This window comes from Corynebacterium ihumii (genome assembly GCF_028609825.1).
Taxonomy (GTDB): Bacteria; Actinomycetota; Actinomycetes; order Mycobacteriales; family Mycobacteriaceae; genus Corynebacterium; species Corynebacterium afermentans.
In genome coordinates, this window is sequence record NZ_CP063190.1 from 707,075 (window position 1) to 723,385 (window position 16,311).

16 protein-coding genes and 1 tRNA gene are annotated in these 16,311 nt (G+C 64.5%); 11 read left to right on the plus strand and 6 right to left on the minus strand.

Going from position 1 to position 16,311, the window contains the following annotated elements; all coding sequences use genetic code 11:
* Positions 1 to 23: 23 nt before the first annotated feature.
* Positions 24 to 602, minus strand: coding sequence for a 5-formyltetrahydrofolate cyclo-ligase (locus tag CIHUM_RS03580; RefSeq protein WP_051106438.1), 579 nt, complete (start codon positions 600 to 602; stop codon positions 24 to 26).
* A 75-nt stretch (positions 603 to 677) separates the two neighbouring features.
* On the opposite strand from CIHUM_RS03580, the gene CIHUM_RS03585 reads away from it, so the two are divergent.
* The 5 genes from CIHUM_RS03585 to CIHUM_RS03605 all read left to right on the plus strand — a co-directional run bounded on the left by CIHUM_RS03585 (position 678) and on the right by CIHUM_RS03605 (position 5,147).
* The gene (locus tag CIHUM_RS03585; protein ID WP_051106439.1) at positions 678 to 1,652 is read left to right on the plus strand and encodes a UTP--glucose-1-phosphate uridylyltransferase; all 975 of its coding nucleotides are present in this window, start codon (positions 678 to 680) and stop codon (positions 1,650 to 1,652) included.
* Between the two features lie 18 nt (positions 1,653 to 1,670).
* On the plus strand, positions 1,671 to 3,017 hold the full coding sequence (gene glp / locus CIHUM_RS03590; protein ID WP_034999493.1) for a molybdotransferase-like divisome protein Glp: 1,347 nt from the start codon (positions 1,671 to 1,673) through the stop codon (positions 3,015 to 3,017).
* Positions 3,018 to 3,027: 10 nt separating this feature from the next.
* Positions 3,028 to 3,675: a GNAT family N-acetyltransferase gene (locus CIHUM_RS03595; RefSeq protein WP_392389865.1), complete on the plus strand. Its 648-nt coding sequence runs from the start codon at positions 3,028 to 3,030 to the stop codon at positions 3,673 to 3,675.
* A gap of 115 nt (positions 3,676 to 3,790) precedes the next feature.
* Positions 3,791 to 4,999: a divisome protein SepX/GlpR gene (gene sepX, locus CIHUM_RS03600; protein ID WP_148363849.1), complete on the plus strand. Its 1,209-nt coding sequence runs from the start codon at positions 3,791 to 3,793 to the stop codon at positions 4,997 to 4,999.
* Positions 5,000 to 5,074: 75 nt separating this feature from the next.
* A tRNA-Ala gene (locus CIHUM_RS03605) sits at positions 5,075 to 5,147 on the plus strand.
* A gap of 265 nt (positions 5,148 to 5,412) precedes the next feature.
* Here the strand turns inward: CIHUM_RS03605 and CIHUM_RS03610 are convergent.
* From CIHUM_RS03610 to CIHUM_RS03615, 3 genes are all read right to left on the minus strand, one after another.
* The gene (locus CIHUM_RS03610) at positions 5,413 to 6,123 is read right to left on the minus strand and encodes an IS6 family transposase (RefSeq protein WP_148363867.1); all 711 of its coding nucleotides are present in this window, start codon (positions 6,121 to 6,123) and stop codon (positions 5,413 to 5,415) included.
* 218 nt (positions 6,124 to 6,341) lie between these two features.
* Entirely contained in the window at positions 6,342 to 6,686 is a 345-nt protein-coding gene (locus CIHUM_RS11035; protein WP_049358518.1) for a pentapeptide repeat-containing protein, read from the minus strand.
* 156 nt (positions 6,687 to 6,842) lie between these two features.
* A complete protein-coding gene (locus tag CIHUM_RS03615; RefSeq protein ID WP_273680236.1) occupies positions 6,843 to 7,553 on the minus strand; it encodes an IS6 family transposase in 711 nt (236 codons plus the stop codon).
* A gap of 41 nt (positions 7,554 to 7,594) precedes the next feature.
* On the opposite strand from CIHUM_RS03615, the gene CIHUM_RS03620 reads away from it, so the two are divergent.
* Positions 7,595 to 8,176: a cation efflux transmembrane domain-containing protein gene (locus tag CIHUM_RS03620; RefSeq protein WP_273680237.1), complete on the plus strand. Its 582-nt coding sequence runs from the start codon at positions 7,595 to 7,597 to the stop codon at positions 8,174 to 8,176.
* Positions 8,177 to 8,183: 7 nt separating this feature from the next.
* On the opposite strand, the gene CIHUM_RS03625 is transcribed toward CIHUM_RS03620, so the two are convergent.
* The gene (locus CIHUM_RS03625; protein WP_051106440.1) at positions 8,184 to 8,807 is read right to left on the minus strand and encodes a DNA-3-methyladenine glycosylase I; all 624 of its coding nucleotides are present in this window, start codon (positions 8,805 to 8,807) and stop codon (positions 8,184 to 8,186) included.
* Positions 8,808 to 8,859: 52 nt separating this feature from the next.
* Between CIHUM_RS03625 and CIHUM_RS03630 the strand changes: the two genes are divergently transcribed.
* Together CIHUM_RS03630 and CIHUM_RS03635 are read left to right on the plus strand one after the other, a co-directional pair.
* Positions 8,860 to 9,267, plus strand: coding sequence for a DoxX family protein (locus CIHUM_RS03630; protein ID WP_034999498.1), 408 nt, complete (start codon positions 8,860 to 8,862; stop codon positions 9,265 to 9,267).
* A complete protein-coding gene (locus tag CIHUM_RS03635; protein WP_034999500.1) occupies positions 9,260 to 9,889 on the plus strand; it encodes a zf-HC2 domain-containing protein in 630 nt (209 codons plus the stop codon). The genes CIHUM_RS03630 and CIHUM_RS03635 overlap by 8 nt, the downstream gene beginning before the upstream one ends.
* On the opposite strand, the gene CIHUM_RS03640 is transcribed toward CIHUM_RS03635, so the two are convergent.
* Entirely contained in the window at positions 9,890 to 11,536 is a 1,647-nt protein-coding gene (locus CIHUM_RS03640; RefSeq protein ID WP_051106441.1) for a dolichyl-phosphate-mannose--protein mannosyltransferase, read from the minus strand.
* A 40-nt stretch (positions 11,537 to 11,576) separates the two neighbouring features.
* On the opposite strand from CIHUM_RS03640, the gene rsmI reads away from it, so the two are divergent.
* From rsmI to metG, 3 genes are all read left to right on the plus strand, one after another.
* Positions 11,577 to 12,434, plus strand: coding sequence for a 16S rRNA (cytidine(1402)-2'-O)-methyltransferase (gene rsmI / locus CIHUM_RS03645; protein ID WP_034999503.1), 858 nt, complete (start codon positions 11,577 to 11,579; stop codon positions 12,432 to 12,434).
* A 105-nt stretch (positions 12,435 to 12,539) separates the two neighbouring features.
* A complete protein-coding gene (locus CIHUM_RS03650) occupies positions 12,540 to 14,345 on the plus strand; it encodes a BCCT family transporter (RefSeq protein ID WP_034999505.1) in 1,806 nt (601 codons plus the stop codon).
* Between the two features lie 84 nt (positions 14,346 to 14,429).
* Positions 14,430 to 16,274 (plus strand): methionine--tRNA ligase, encoded by a 1,845-nt coding sequence (gene metG, locus CIHUM_RS03655; protein ID WP_034999507.1) that lies wholly within the window; start codon positions 14,430 to 14,432, stop codon positions 16,272 to 16,274.
* Positions 16,275 to 16,311 lie beyond the last annotated feature (37 nt).

A 16,311-nucleotide genomic window follows, 5' to 3' on the forward strand; every position in this document is an offset into this window, starting at 1 on the left:
GGCGTAAAGCGCGCCTCGGTTCCCTAGACGCGGAAGAAACCCTCCGGCGTGATCACGGCGTCCACCGCCTGGTCGTGCGCGTCATGCGGCACAGCGTCGACAACCTCCCAGTCGTAGACCACTGCCGCAACGGGAACATCCAGGTTCGACAACGCTCGGTCGTAGTAGCCGGCGCCTTTGCCCAATCGCATGCCCTGCCTATCGACGGCTAACGCCGGCGCCACCACCAGCCCGCAGGAGCGCAACACGTTTGAGGTGAAGCGCGGGCCCGTCGGCTCAGTGATCCCCAAGGCGCCGGCCGTATCCGCGGCCCCAAGCTGCGCCCAAGCGAGCACCCTGCCCGGTAAAGAAATGGGCAAAAACGGCGTGCGCGCCACAGCGACGAGCTGTGCCGCGAAATCCGCAGGGCCAGGCTCGGAGGCGAGCGGGTTATAGGCGGCGATGTTGGTGTCGCGCGCGTTGAAATCGTCGATGCACGCCAAGGTGGCCGCGACTATTGCCTGGTCGAGCTTTTGTTTTCGTTCCGTGCCGCGTAGCTCGCGCCGGTTGGCGAGGTGCGCCGCACGCATGGCGGCCTTCCGGGATTGGGTGGTTGCGTCCACTTCGGGGTGCTTACTCCTTGCTTCCTACGGGTCGCAGCCCGGTTGTGAAGGTTGGGGGCTGTAGGCTTTGCGTTTATGCAGAATTCTACTGACCTTCCCGTTGATGCTGCGAACGCTTCTGTGAAGACTGTTGTGGTTCCGGCGGCGGGTATGGGGACTCGTTTTTTGCCGGCGACGAAGACGGTGCCGAAGGAGCTGTTGCCGGTGGTGGATACCCCGGGCATTGAGCTGATTGCTGAGGAGGCTGCGGCGGCTGGGGCGCAGCGTTTGGCTGTGGTGGTCGCGCCGAATAAGGAAGAGATCATGCGGCACTTCGGCGAGTTTTCGGACTTGCAGGACCTCATGGTCGCCCGCGGCAAGCAAGCCCAGGCGGACAAGGTCGCCCGCGCCAACGGGTTGATTGAGGCTGTGGCGGTCACCCAGGATGAGCCGCTTGGGCTTGGCCATGCGGTTGGTTGTGCTGAGGAAGCGTTGGACGACGACGAGGATGCGGTTGCTGTGATGCTGCCGGATGATCTTGTGTTGCCGGCGGGTGTGATGGACAAGATGGTCGCTGTGCGCAATGCACTCGGGGGTTCGGTGTTGTGCGCGTTTAACGTCTCGCGTGATGAGGTGTTCAACTACGGCGTGTTCGACGTGGAGGATGCCCAGGCTGATGTTGATGGCGTTGAGGTGCTCAAGGTGCGTGGCATGGTGGAAAAGCCTGCTGTTGAGGATGCGCCGTCGACGCTGGTGGCTGTCGGTAGGTACCTGTTGGACCGGGGGATTTTTGATGCGTTGCGGCGTATTGAGCCGGGTAAGGGTGGGGAGTTGCAGCTGACTGATGCGATTGAGTTGATGATCTCTGAGGGGCATCCGGTGCATGTGGTGGTGCATGAGGGCAAGCGCCACGATCTGGGCAACCCTGGTGGCTACATCCCGGCGAATGTGGACTTCGGTTTGCGTGATGAGAAGTTCGGGCCTGCCGTGTACACCGCGGTGAAGAAGATCATCGCCGACTTCGAGGCAGAACACCCCGAGGTTGCCGCAAAGGCGCAGGACAACGCGTAGACGAAAGGGGCACGGGCCATGCGCAGCGTAGAGGACCAGCTTGCGGCTGTAGTGGACGCGGCGACCGCCCCCGAGCCGATCCGGGTGGCGCTGACGGACGCGCTCGGCCTGATGTGCGCCGAAGAGCTCACCTCCACCACGCAGGTTCCCGGGTTCCCTCAGGCGGCTGTGGACGGCTTCGCCGTGCGCGCGGTAGACGTGGGCGGCACCGCCGGGCTGCGCAGGCCCGAGCGCCGCGACCGCAACGAAAACGACCACAACGAAAACGACCACAACGAAAACGACCAGGACGGTAACGGCGAGGATGCCCCCGCCGCCCCACAGCCGAATCGCGAGCGCGCCCTTCCTGTGGTGGGGGAGGTTCCCGCCGGCTCCCAGAAACCGCTGCGCCTACAGCCGCGCCAAGCGGTGCGCGTCGCTACCGGCGCCCCGCTGCCCACGCTCGCGGACGCTGTGCTGCCGCTGGAGTGGACGGACCGGGGCCGTAAGCGCGTTACCCCGCAGCGCCCAGTGCGAACTGGTGATTTCGTGCGTCGGCCCGGCGACGACATTCAGCCCGGCGACATTGCTGTGCGACAGGGCGCGGTGCTCGGCCCCGCCCAGATCGGCCTTGCCGCCGCCGCGGGCCGCGACAAGCTTTTGGTGTACCCGCGCCCGCGCGTGACTGTGATGAGCTACGGCCTGGAGCTGGTGGACTTGGATCGCCGTCCGGGCCTGGGGCAGGTCTTCGACATCGCCTCCTACGTCGTGGCCGCTGCCGCCAAGGAGGCGGGCGCGGACGTGCACCGCGTCGGCATCATCAACGCCGAGCCGCGCCGCATGCGCGAGACGGTGGCCGGCCACATCGCGAAAAGCGAGTTCGTCATCATCACCGGCGCCGTCGGAGGCTCCGGCGCGGCGCCGATCCAGGAGATTTTGCGTGAGCTCGGGCAGATCGATACTACGCGCGTGGCCATGCACCCCGGTTCCGTGCAGGGCTTCGGCCTGATGGGTGAGGAGCGCATCCCGGCGTTCCTCCTGCCCTCCAACCCGGTGAGCGCGCTGGTGATCGCGGAAACGTTCATCCGCCCCGCCATCCGCCGCTCCCTGGGCAAGACCGCGGTGACGCGCCGCACCGTCGAAGCCCGCTCCTTGCGCGAGCTCAGTTCGATTCCGGGCCGCCGAGGCTACATCCGCGCCCGCCTCATGCGCGATGCCGACACCGGAGACTACTTGGTCGAACCGCTGTCTGCTCTGGAGGCCGGGCCCGCGCACCTGTTGGCCGGTTTTGCGGAGGCCAATGCCATGATCTGCCTGCCGGAAGAAGCCGTGCATGTGCGCCCCGGCGACATCGTGGACGTCGAGTACCTCCGGCAGCGCAGCTAGGCGCCACCCCATGTTCGCGATGTTTCGCCAGCCCACCCCGGGCTGGCCTGAGTCCTCGCCGACGGCCACGCTTCCCGACGGCGCATCCGTCCGCCTCCGTCCCCTCACCTCCCGCGACGGGGAGGAGTGGGCGGGCACGAGAAACGTCGATAAGCAATGGCTCGAACCAGTCGAGCCAACCGTAGACGGCACCTGGGAGGACGCGCACTCGCACGCGGCGTGGCGCAACACCTGGCTAAACCTGAAGCGGCTGGCCAACCAGGGCACGGCGGTGCCGCTGGTCATCGAGGTCGACGGCGACTTCGCCGGGCAGGTCACCCTGGGCAACATCCAGCACGGCATCGTCTCCGAATGCTGGGTGGGCTACTGGGTGCACTCGCCGTTTATGGGCCGCGGGGTGGCCACTGTCGCGTGCGCGTTGGGCGTGGACCACGCGTTTTCCCGCGTCGGGCTGCACCGCGTGACCGCCACCTACCTGCCGCACAACCCGGCGTCAGGCCAAGTGCTCAAGCTCAACGGCTTCCGCGAGGAGGGCTACCTGCGACGCAACCTGCACATCGACGGGCAGTGGCGCGACCACCACTTTGTGGCCTTGAACGCAGATGATTTCCCCACCACAGCCGTGCAGCGCCTGCGCGAAGTCGGCCGGGTGCGCTAGCGGGCGAAAAACAGCTGTGCCCCACCGGCGCGCCGACCCGTTCGCCTGCGCAAGTGCCGATACCGTGGACTCCTGACTTTAAGGGTGCAACTGACGCGGAAAGGTGGCATCGCCCATGGGCAGCCCGAGCTTAATGATCATCTTGATCCTGGTGGTGTGGATCATCGTCCTCGCGCCGTTGATGATCGGCAACAACAAGCCGATCCGCCGCTCCGGCGACGGCTACGACGAAACGCGCGTGCTGCACGAGGGTGGCACCGCCCCGATGGCTGAGCGCCGCCGCCCGAAGCTCACCGCCGCCGACATCCACCGCCACAGCGAGGACACCGACTACGAGGTCGTCGAGGCGACGGATGCCGAGGAGCAAGTGCTTATCGACGACGCTCCCGCCCTACGCACCCTCTTCCGCCGCCCCGGCGCCGAAGACGATGCCGCCGCGGCCGACCACATCGACGGCGAAGTGATCGAGCACGTCGATGACGAGGCTGAGCCGGTCGAAGCCGAGCCGGCCGAGTCTGATGAATCCGATGGCGGCTCCACCAAGATCGTCGCCAGCGAGTCCGCTGGTTCCACCTCTGTGAAGGTCCTCGCCGCGGAGGATGCTGCAGAGAATGATGCAGAGAACGCCGACGCCGACGCCGACGAGACCGAGCCGGCCGACGAGGCTGAGGCTGAGGCCGACCGCTACGAGCTGGACGAGTCGTACACGGCACCCGAGGACTTTGGCTACGCGGGGGAGACCGGAGGCGTCGAGAAGCAGGGCGCCCCGGAAGCGGACGTTGAGGAAGCGCCGGAAAATATCGCCGACGAGGTCGACACTGCAGAGGCTGCCGAAGCGGGCGACGAGGACCTCGCTTTCGCCGCCGCGCGCCGCGGCCGCGGCGGATTCGACCCGGAGCGCGAGAAGAAGAACACCGCCACCCGCTTCCAGCGCCGCCAGCGCACCCTGCTGGCGCTGATCGCCGCGTGCGTGGTCACCTTCGTCATCGCGTTTGTCGCAGGCGGCTGGACCTGGGTGCTGCCCGCCGTGGCAGTGGGGATGACCGCATGGTTCATGATCGCGCTGCGCCGCGTCGTGCTGCAGGAGCGTGCGCTGCACGCCCGCCGCCTGCGCCAGCTGCGCCGCGCCCGCATGGGTGTGGCCATGAGCAACCACACGGAGCACCCGCGTGACGCTCGCCTGCGCGCCGGCTCCGTCGTGCTGGACTTGGACGACGACAGCCCCGACTTCGACACCTTGCCGTCCACCCGCTACGTGCCGGAAAACGACCCCGGCTATGACGACTACGAAGACCTCGGCGGCTACGGCACCCGCGCCTCCTAAAAACTGCAAAAACCTCCTCTGCGCTGGCGATTTAACCGGCGCGTGGGGGAGGAGTAACGTAACGAGCGTGCCCAAGGGGCTATAGCTCAGTTGGTAGAGCGTCGCGTTCGCAATGCGAAGGTCAGGGGTTCGATTCCCCTTAGCTCCACAATTCGATAAAACCCCTGGTCATGGTTGGCCAGGGGTTTTTGTTGTATCTGCCCTGGTAGGTGCACTATTCCTTTGTTGCCACACGTTGCCATGTGCTGCCGTGGTATGAAGTCTATACGCAACAGTTACGCAACACAGTTGCGCAACGTCACCGCAACACCGAGGAGCCCAACATGGCGACAAAGGGTGCTGTTGCAAAGTTGGGCGGAGAGCCGAGACGACCCAGTTTCTCATTTCCTGATGGCAGCTGCGTGCCGGCGTTCTCAGGCCGTCTCGAAGGCCCGGTTGACGATCACCGCGTCCGGATTGGGGTGCCCATAAACAAACATCGTGCCCTGACCTTTCCGCAATGAATGCATCGCTTCCATCCCTTTCAACGTCCGGTAGGCAGACGTCCGATTTTTGAACGCCCCCTTCGGTCCCAGGATTCGTTTCAACCGGCCATGATCTCCCTCGAGAACGTTGTTCAGGTATTTCACCTGACGGTGCTCCACCGTCTGAGGGTAGATTCCCTCCGCCTTCAGCTCGGAGATCGCCTTGGCCAGGGAGGGTGCCTTATCTGTATTAATTACCCGCGGGGACCCGGCTGTCGTATTCGATCGCAGCGTCTTGGCCAGGAAACGCTTGGCCGCCGCGACATTGCGCTTCGGAGAGAGATAAAAGTCCAGGGTCTGCCCGCCGGCGGTAATAGCCCGGTAGAGATAGCACCACGTGCCGCCGACCCGAATATAGGTCTCATCCACCCGCCAGGACCGGGCCTGCCAGTCGGGTACCTGCCGGTACCACCGAGTGTGCTTATCCAACTCAGGGGCGTATTTCTGCACCCAGCGGTAGATCGTGGTGTGATCGACTGGCACACCCCGCTCGGTCATCATCTCTTCGAGATCGCGGTAGCTCACGCCGTAGCGGCAGTACCACCGCACCGCCCACAGGATGATTTCACGGGGGAAATGCCGACCGGAGAAGATGCCCATGGCCGTGATTATTTCACGCCGGTCTTTCTACTGCCCCAACTTTGCAACAGCACCGGACTACATATGGGCGGGACATATGCTAAAGCGTATGCCGTGCCATATGCCTAAACATACGGCATGTACTGTGGGGCGTATATTCACCCGCCCCATCGCGGTAGCTATGCGTTTTTCAACGCCCGATACACCGTAGGGCTTGAACGGAATTCATGTAGGCGCAATCAGGGGCTATAAAGTATCGCATTACTTGCATCCAAACCTGTACATTCAGAGAATTGCCTTGGACTGGCGGTAACAGGTACCAGATATGCGTTCGTAAAATTCGCGCGCGTTAATGTCGCTCCACGAAGGTCTGACTCGCTAAGAATTGCGTTCGTAAAATCTGCGTCGGTGAAATCTGCCGATTTCAAGTTAGCCCATGCCACCATGGAGCCGCGAAACGAGCATCCTTTGCATATGCTTCCTTCGAGATTGATATCCGTCAGGTCATAGTTGGACATATCTTTCCCGGAAATGTCTTTCCCAGCGAGCTCCGTGGCCCACGATTGAGGCATCGTTTTGTACATTTGCTATTTAATCTGCGGTGAATTGATAATCCATTGCGGGCAACGGCCTTGGTAGCCAAGACAGTGGGTGGTTACAACGGTGCTGTTGCAAAGTTGGGCGGAGAGCCGAGACGACCCAGTTTCTCATTTCCTGATGGCCGCTGCGTGCCGGCGTTCTCAGGCCGTCTCGAAGGCCCGGTTGACGATCACCGCGTCCGGATTGGGGTGCCCATAAACAAACATCGTGCCCTGACCTTTCCGCAATGAATGCATCGCTTCCATCCCTTTCAACGTCCGGTAGGCAGACGTCCGATTTTTGAACGCCCCCTTCGGTCCCAGGATTCGTTTCAACCGGCCATGATTTCCCTCGAGAACGTTGTTCAGGTATTTCACCTGACGGTGCTCCACCGTCTGAGGGTAGATTCCCTCCGCCTTCAGCTCGGAGATCGCCTTGGCCAGGGAGGGTGCCTTATCTGTATTAATTACCCGCGGGGACCCGGCTGTCGTATTCGATCGCAGCGTCTTGGCCAGGAAACGCTTGGCCGCCGCGACATTGCGCTTCGGAGAGAGATAAAAGTCCAGGGTCTGCCCGCCGGCGGTAATAGCCCGGTAGAGATAGCACCACGTGCCGCCGACCCGAATATAGGTCTCATCCACCCGCCAGGACCGGGCCTGCCAGTCGGGTACCTGCCGGTACCACCGAGTGTGCTTATCCAACTCAGGGGCGTATTTCTGCACCCAGCGGTAGATCGTGGTGTGATCGACTGGCACACCCCGCTCGGTCATCATCTCTTCGAGATCGCGGTAGCTCACGCCGTAGCGGCAGTACCACCGCACCGCCCACAGGATGATTTCACGGGGGAAATGCCGACCGGAGAAGATGCCCATGGCCGTGATTATTTCACGCCGGTCTTTCTACTGCCCCAACTTTGCAACAGCACCCGCTGTTGAACCTGGCCTACTTCTTCGTGGAGTTCGCGGGTGCGGTGGCCATCGGGTCGGCGTCCCTGTTCGCGGACTCCGCCGACTTTCTCGAGGACACCGCGATCAACCTGCTGGTGTTCTTCGCCGTGGCGTGGCCGGCCGCGCGCCGCCGCACCGCCGGCAGCGTGCTCGCAGCGCTGATCCTCGTCCCGGCGGTGGCAGCGATTGTCACCGTCGTCGCCAAGATCATGAACCCGGTCGCGCCGTCGCCGGAGGGGCTGACCGGCATCGCATTCGATGCCCTGGTGGTCAACGTGATCTGCGCGGTCCTGTTGATGCAGCTGCGCGGCGAAGGCTCGTCGCTTGCCACCGGCGCCTGGCTGGCGGCGCGCAACGACGCGCTGGCCAATCTGCTCATCATCGCCGCTGGCCTGCTCACGTTCGTGTGGGAGACCGCCTGGTTCGACATCGTTGTCGGCGCGATCATAGCCGCCATCAACCTCTCCGCCGCCAAGGAAGTCTGGGAGGCCTCCCGCGAGGAGCACGACTCCGTCGAGGACGCTTTCGCGGACATGGACGACGACTAGACGCCGCCTACGCCCACACCCCGGACGCCCCGCGGCGCCACGTGCCCACCAGGTTGGTGTCGATGATGCCGGTGGATTCCATCAGCGCGTACATGGTCACCGGCCCCACGAAGGTGAAGCCGCGTTTCTTCAAATCCTTCGCCAGCTGCTCGGATTCGGCCGAGCGCGTCGGCACCTCCGCCATCGTGCGCGGCACCGGCGTGTTCGCCGGCTGGTAGGACCACACGAACTCGCCCAGGTGCGTGCCCTGTTCCCGCAGGTTGAGCGTTGCCTGGGCGTTTTTCACTGCAGCTTCGAGTTTGCGCCGGTTGCGGATCAAGGAAGCGTCGCCAAGCAAATGCTCGATGCTCATACCCGCGACCTCTTCTGGGTCGAAGCCGTGGAAGGCTGCGCGCAGGGCCTCGCGCTTTTGCAGGATCAGACGCCACGACAGCCCCACCTGGAAGCCCTCGAGGCAGACGCGTTCAAACATGCCCTGCTCGTCGGTGACGGGCATGCCCCATTCGGTGTCGTAGTACTCGCGCAAAAGTGGGTCGGCGGCGGCCCACGGCGGGCGGGCTCGCCCGTCGTCGCCGATGATGGGCCAGCCGGATTCGGGATTGGTTTCTGGTGTGGTGTGAAGATCAGTCATATGTATTGGACTCAGTTCTACCCCGTTCGGTTCCACGGGTACGCTAATCGGCATGAATAGGCCCGCCGTCCGCGACTTCGCGCTGCTTGTACTCCGGCTTGTGCTGGGCGCGGTGTTTGTGGCGCACGGCTACAACCACTGGTTCGAGACGGGCATGGCCGAAACTGGCCGCCAGTTCGCGGCACTCGGGGTGCCGCAGCCGCAGCTGTCCGCCTACCTCACCGGCACCGTCGAGCTCATCGGTGGCGCGTTTTTAGCAGTGGGGCTCTTAACGACGATCACCGCGTCGCTCCTCGCCCTCCTCGTTTTAGCCGCCGGGTACTTCGTGCACCTGGACAACGGCTTTTTCATCGAGGCCGGGGGAGTGGAGTACACTCTCGTGCTCGCCGCCGCGCTGTTTATCATCACCGTCTTCGGCACTGGCCGTGCCAGCCTGGACGGGGTGCTCACGCGTGGTTAGCCACGAGGAGGTCCAGGCGGCGCTGTCCGCGCGCATCGACGGCGAGAAGGCTGAACTCGACGACGCCATCGTCGACGCCCACGTGTCCGGTTGCGCGGAGTGCCGGGCCTTTTTGGACCGTAGCCTGGCCCTGTCCCAGTCACTCGGTGGGGACAACGCAATGGCTCCGCCGCAGGACCTATCTGCCGCGATCCTCGCGGGCGTGGACAACGAGTGGCGCCGCTACGCCCGCCGCCGCGAACTCGGCATGGGCGTGGGGCGTGTGCTGCTCGGCGGGGTAGCCGTGGTGTGGGTGTTGTGGGCCGTGCGCCTGATCCTCTCCGGCGGAGAGGAGCCGGTCGTGGCGTCCGCCGCGTCCGTTCGCTTCGGCGTGGCGCTAGCGTTGGGCTTTACTGCCTGGCGCCCGCAGCAGATCCCGGGCGTGGTGCTCATTGTGGGCACGATGTTCACCTTCACCGTCGGGTTCGCGGTGCGCGATTTCGTGCTGGGCACCGGCGCGTTCGAGCTCGCCGGGGTACTCATCCCGCTGCTGAGTTTGGTGGCGTTGGTGTGGACCTGGGTGGCCGACCGTGGTGGGGCGTGGCGCCGGGCGTGGCAGATGCTGGGCGCCCGGCCGTACTAGCTACTTCCAGCTGGGCAGCCACATGATGGACTCGTACCAGGTGTCCGGAATCTTAAAGCCGTAGAGGATGGGCGACCAGTAGATGAAGCTGGCCACCACTAAAGCGATGTAGACCACGGCGACGAGCTGGCCCCAGCGCATCTCAAAGCCTGCAACCTTGTTCACCCAGGTCCACGTCACAGCCCCGCCCTTCTTGGCCAGGTTGCCCAACGCCAAGGCCAGCAACACCGCGGTGAACGGCACCAGTGCGGTGGCGTAGAAGAAGTACATCTGGCGGTCAAAGGCGGCCAGCCACGGCAGGAAGCCGGCAGCGAACGCGATCACCGGCACGATGACGCGGAAGTCCTTGCGGGTCAGCCACACCCAGCACGCCCACAGCAGCACCGGCACGGTCAACCACCAGATGGCGGGGGTGCCGAACATGTAGATCATCTCGCGGCACTTGCCGTCGCCGGACGCAATGGAGCACTCCAGGTCGGTGGCGGAGTAGTAGAGGATCGGTCGTGCCGAGACCAGCCAGGCCCACGGCTTGGAATCCCAGGGGTGGGAGTGGCCGGAGGACGATGTCAGCGAGGCGTGGAAGTTCAGCACCGAGAAGTGGTAGTAGAACCAGCCTGCGATCGGCTCGGGCAGGTTAGCCAGCCAGGGCCAGTCGGAGCCGGCGATGGTGCCGTCGGTAAGCGAGTGGCGGTACACGGAGGTCTCAGAAGCGAACCAGGCGCGCCAGGACCACAGGTATAGCACGGCGGGAATGAGCACGATGGAGGCGAGCGCCGACGGAACGTCGCGAAGCAGGGTGCCCGAAATCGGCTTCTCCACGCCGTAGCGGCGGCGCAGGAACAAGTCCCAGAACGACGACAGCAGGCCGAAGAACATGATGTAGTACAGGCCGGACCACTTCACCGACAGTGTGAGACCGAGCAGCACGCCGGTGGCGAAGCGCCACCAGCGAAAGCCCATGCGCGGGCCGAACGGGCCCGCGTCCTCGAGTTTGCCGGCCAGCCACGCGTCATGCCAGCGGTGGTGCACCTGCCGCATGTCTCCGGCCAGGGTCCACCCCGCCATCACCACGAACAGCACCTGGAAGACGTCGAGCATGCCGAATTTGGCGGAGACCAGCAGGACGCCGTCGAAAAGCGCGATGATGCCCGCGACGATCGCAATGTTGGTGGACTGGCTCACGCGCCGCGCGAGCAGGAACACGAACACGATCACCGCAGTGCCGAACAGGCCGGTCATGAGGCGCCAGCCGAGCGGGGAGTAGCCGAAGAGGATCTCGCCCAGCGCAAGCAGCTGCTTGCCCAGCGGCGGGTGCACAACCAGTCCGTAGCCGGGGTTGGACTCAATGCCGCCCAAGACTGGGTTGAACCAGCTTTCAACCATGTCCCAGGCCTGCGGCACGTAGTGCTTCTCATCGAAGACGGGGGTGCCGGAGCTGGTCGGCTGAACCAGCCCGATAAAGCGGGTGAGCAGCGCCAGCACACCGATTGCGGAGGCGGCGATGGTGTCGCGGCGTGTCCAAGGCACAGTCACGGGGGCCTCGGGCGCCGGCTGGGCAGGCCGCAAGGAACGCGTCGTCTCTGGTGTTGTTGCGTCTGCACCGGACGGCGGTCCGGCGGGGTTCGGGGTGCTCGCGATAGTGGTCACAACGCAAGATATTAGCGCCTTGAGCGTAAGCTCCCGTGGTATGTCCGCCGAGCAAGACCAGACACAGAACCTCCCGGCCGGAGTTGTGCTCGCGGCCACCCCGCTTGGCAACGCGGCAGATGCGTCGCCACGGCTGGCGCAGGCGCTCGCGGCCGCGGACGTGATCGCCGCAGAAGACACACGCCGCACGCGCGCGCTCGCCGCGGCGCTCGGCGTGGAAGTCGCTGGGCGGGTGGTGTCCAACTTCGACCACAACGAAGAATCGAGGGTGCGGGAGCTTCTCGACGCCGCACGCGCCGGCACCGTCGTCGTTGTCACCGACGCTGGCATGCCGCTGGTGTCCGACCCCGGCCACTCCATCGTCGCCGCCGCCCACGACGCCGGCATCCCCGTCACTTGCATCCCGGGCCCCTCCGCGGTCACCACGGCCCTGGCGTTGTCGGGGCTTAACGTGGGCCACTTCATCTTCGACGGCTTCGCGCCCCGGAAGACCGGCGCGCGCCGCGCGTGGTTGGAAACACTCGTGTACGAACGCCGCGCCGTGTGCTGCTTCGAGTCGCCGCACCGAATTGAGCAGTTGCTTATCGACGCCGCGGACGTTCTCGGCCCCGAACGCCGCGCCGCGGTGTGCCGCGAGCTGACCAAGACGTACGAGGAGGTCAAGCGCGGCACGCTGGGGGAGCTTGCCGAGTGGGCTGCCGACGGGGTGCGCGGGGAGATCACGCTGGTGATCGAAGGTGGCACCGGGCAGCAGGCCGAGCCCGAGGACCTGGTCGGTCTGGTGCTGGAGCTGGTCGACGGCGGCCAGCGCATGAAGGATGCGGCGAAACAGGTGGCGAAGCAGTACGGAGTGAAGGTCAGAGACCTCTATGCTGCCGCGTTGGATGCGCGAAGCTGACGTCGATAAGCAATAGTTCCCTGCGCGCGAGCTAGCACAATGGTGTGATCTGCGCTAGCCTGCTTGGGTTCTTGAAAACCCCTGAAAATTTGCGAGGAGAACTATATGTCTCAGCGTGATCTCCAAAGGGATCCCCACGATCCTGATGTGGAGCCGCGGAGTACGGATCCCATCAAGACTGCAAAATCTTCCGCAGTTGGCGAGATCGCCGCACTGCTGCGCGCAGACCGCGACGGCGCGCAACCCGATTACACAGACCCTGAGGAAAGCGTCGTTAGCGAAGCCGACGCAGATGACGCCCCGATCAACTGGGGCATCGTCATTCCTCTGGCAGTGATTGTCGCGGCGATCGTCGGCTGGGGCCTTGCCGCGCCCGACAACTTCTCCAACTTTGCGGACAGGGCGTTCGGCTGGGTCATTGACAACCTGGGCTGGGCCTTCGTCCTCGGCGGCACCATCTTCGTCGCCTTCGTCATCGTCATCGCGGCGTCGAACTTCGGCACCATCCGCCTCGGCACCGCCGACGAACGCCCAGAGTTTAAGACAACATCGTGGATCGCCATGATGTTCGCCGCCGGCATGGGCATCGGCCTGATGTTCTACGGCGCTGCCGAGCCGCTGGCGATGTACCTCGACGGTGTGCCGGGCCACGACGAGCACGAAGTCGGCACCGCGATGGCGCAGACCATGTTCCACTGGACGCTGCACCCGTGGGCCGTCTACGCCATCATCGGCCTGGCTATCGCGTACTCGACGTTCCGCCTCGGCCGCAAGCAGCTGTTGTCCAGCGCGTTCATCCCGCTGATCGGCGAGAAAGCAGCCAACGGCTGGCTGGGCAAGCTCATCGACGCCTTCGCCGTCTTCGCCACCATCTTCGGCACCGCCTGCTCCCTGGGCCTCGGCGCGCTGCAGATCAGCTCCGGCCTGGAAGCCTCCGGTTTCGTGGAGAACCCGTCCAACAAGCTGATCATCGGCATCGTGGCTGTGCTCACCCTGGCGTTTTTGCTGTCCGCAATGTCGGGCGTGTCCAAGGGCATCCAGTGGCTGTCCAACACGAACATGGTCGTTGCCGCAATCCTGGCGATCTTCGTGTTCGTGTTCGGCCCGACCGTGGCGCAGCTGAACATGCTGCCGACCGCTGTTGGTAACTACCTGCAGAACTTCTTCGAAATGGCTGCGCGCACCGCTGAGAGCCAGGACGGCGAGGCCGGCGAGTTCCTCTCCGGCTGGACCATCTTCTACTGGGCTTGGTGGATTTCCTGGTCCCCGTTCGTGGGCACCTTCCTGGCGCGCATTTCCCGCGGCCGCACCGTGCGCGAGTTCTGCCTCGGCGTGATGCTGGTTCCGGCTGGCCTGTCCACCGTGTGGTTCGCCATCTTCGGCGGCACCGCTATCAAGATGGAGCAGGCTGGCGAGTCCATCGTCGGCGGCGGCTCCAACGAAGAGCAGCTGTTCAACCTGCTGCACTCGATGCCGGGAGGCTACGTTATGGGCGTGTTTGCCCTGATCCTTCTGGGCACCTTCTTCATCACCTCGGCGGACTCCGCGTCCACCGTGATGGCGTCTATGACCCAGTCCGGTAAGACCGAGGCGAAGCCGTGGCTCGCCGCAATGTGGGGCCTGGCCACCGCATTCGTCGGCCTGACGCTTCTGATCTCCGGTGGCTCGGACGCGCTGAACTCGCTGCAGTCCGTGACCATCGTGGCCGCAACTCCGTTCTTGATCATCCTGATCGTGCTGATGTTCGCGATTGTCAAGGACATGTCCAACGACACGATCTACCTGGACAAGAAGGAGCAGGAGCGCTTCAACCGTCAACTGGCTATCGAGCGTCGCATGCACCGCGATCAGCAGCAGCTGGAAGAGCGCAAGGCGCAGGTGAAGAAAATGCTCAATCCGCGTTCGCGCTAGGAGCTTTCGCTTTTCGACGTTCTAAAGTTGCGGCCCCGCCAAGCAGTGCAGTGCTTGACGGGGCCATAACTTATGCTGTGAGCCATGACTTCTTCCGAGACCAACAACAACGTTCTTGTGTGCGTTGCGTGGCCGTACGCCAACGGCCCGCGCCACATTGGCCACGTCGCCGGCTTCGGCGTGCCGTCCGATGTCTTCGCCCGCTACCAGCGAATGACGGGCAAGAACGTGCTCATGGTCTCCGGCACCGACGAGCACGGCACCCCGCTTTTGGTGCAGGCCGATAAGGAAGGCGTGACCGTCAAGGAGCTGGCGGACCGCTACAACAAGCAGATTGTGGAGGACCTGGCGGGCCTGGGTCTGTCCTACGACCTGTTCACCCGCACCACCACCCGCAACCACTACGCGGTGGTGCAGGAGCTGTTCCGCGGCCTGAACGAAAACGGCTACATGATTCGGGAGACCACCCAGGGCGCGATTTCCCCGTCGACGGGCCGCACGCTTCCGGACCGCTACATTGAGGGCACCTGCCCGATCTGCGGCGCCACCGACGCCCGCGGCGACCAGTGCGACACCTGCGGCAACCAGCTCGACCCGGCGGACCTGATCAACCCGGTGTCCAAGATCAACGGCGAGACCCCGGAGTTCATCGAGACCGAGCACTTCATGCTCGACCTGCCCGCGCTGCACGACGCGCTGGAGCAGTGGCTTTCCACCCGCGAGGACTGGCGCCCGAACGTGCTGAAGTTCTCCCTGAACCTGCTGGAGGACATGCGCCCGCGCGCCATGACCCGCGACATTGACTGGGGCATCCCGATCCCGGTGGAAGACTGGCAGGACAACCCGTCGAAGAAGCTCTACGTCTGGTTCGACGCCGTCGTGGGCTACCTGTCTGCATCGATTGAGTGGGCGCACCGCTCCGGCAACCCGGAGGCATGGAAGGACTTCTGGCAGGACCCGGCCACCGAGGGCTACTACTTCATGGGCAAGGACAACATCACCTTCCACTCCCAGATTTGGCCGGCGGAGCTGCTCGGATACGCGGGCAAGGGCGCCAACGGCGGCACGGTCCGCGAGCTCGGCGAGCTGAACCTGCCCACCGAGGTCGTCTCCTCCGAGTTCCTCACCATGTCCGGCTCCAAGTTCTCCTCGTCCAAGGGCGTGGTCATCTACGTCAAGGACTTCCTCGCCGAGTTCGGCCCGGACCCGTTGCGTTACTTCATCGCCGTGGCCGGCCCGGAGAACAACGACACGGACTTCACCTGGGACGAGTTTGTCCGTCGCGTGAACAACGAGCTGGCGAACGGCTGGGGCAACCTGGTCAACCGCACCGTGTCCATGGCGCACAAGAACTTCGGCCAGGTCCCAGCACCCGGCCCGCTCGAGGCGTCCGACGAGCGCATCCTCGACCTCGCAGCCGAGACCTTCACCACCGCCGGCGAGGCCCTGGGCAAGGCGCACTTCAAGTCCGCGATCACGAAGATCATGCACGTCGTTGGCGAGGCCAACGCCTACATCGCCGAGCAGGAGCCGTGGAAGCTGGCCAAGGACGACTCCCAGCGCGAGCGCCTGGCTACCGTGCTGTGGACCGCGCTGCAGGTCGTCTCCGACTGCAATGCCATGCTCACCCCGTTCTTGCCGCACACCGCGCAGAAGGTCCACGAGACTTTGGGCCGCACCGGCATCTGGGCCGCCGAGCCGCGCGTCGAGGAGGTCGGGGACGACGAGGAGTTCAACCTCGTCGGCGCTGGCCTGCCGGAGAAGGGCCAGACCTACCTGACCATCACCGGCGACTACTCCCAGCAGCAGGCCGAGTGGAAGCGCGTGGACGTCACCCCGGGCACGGAGCTGTCCAAGCCGCAGCCGCTGATTGCCAAGCTGGACCCGGAGCTGGGCGAGACCGGCCCGGAATGGGCGCCGGTGCAGTAGCCCCGCGCGGCACCATTTCCGCTAAACCCAGCTAGTA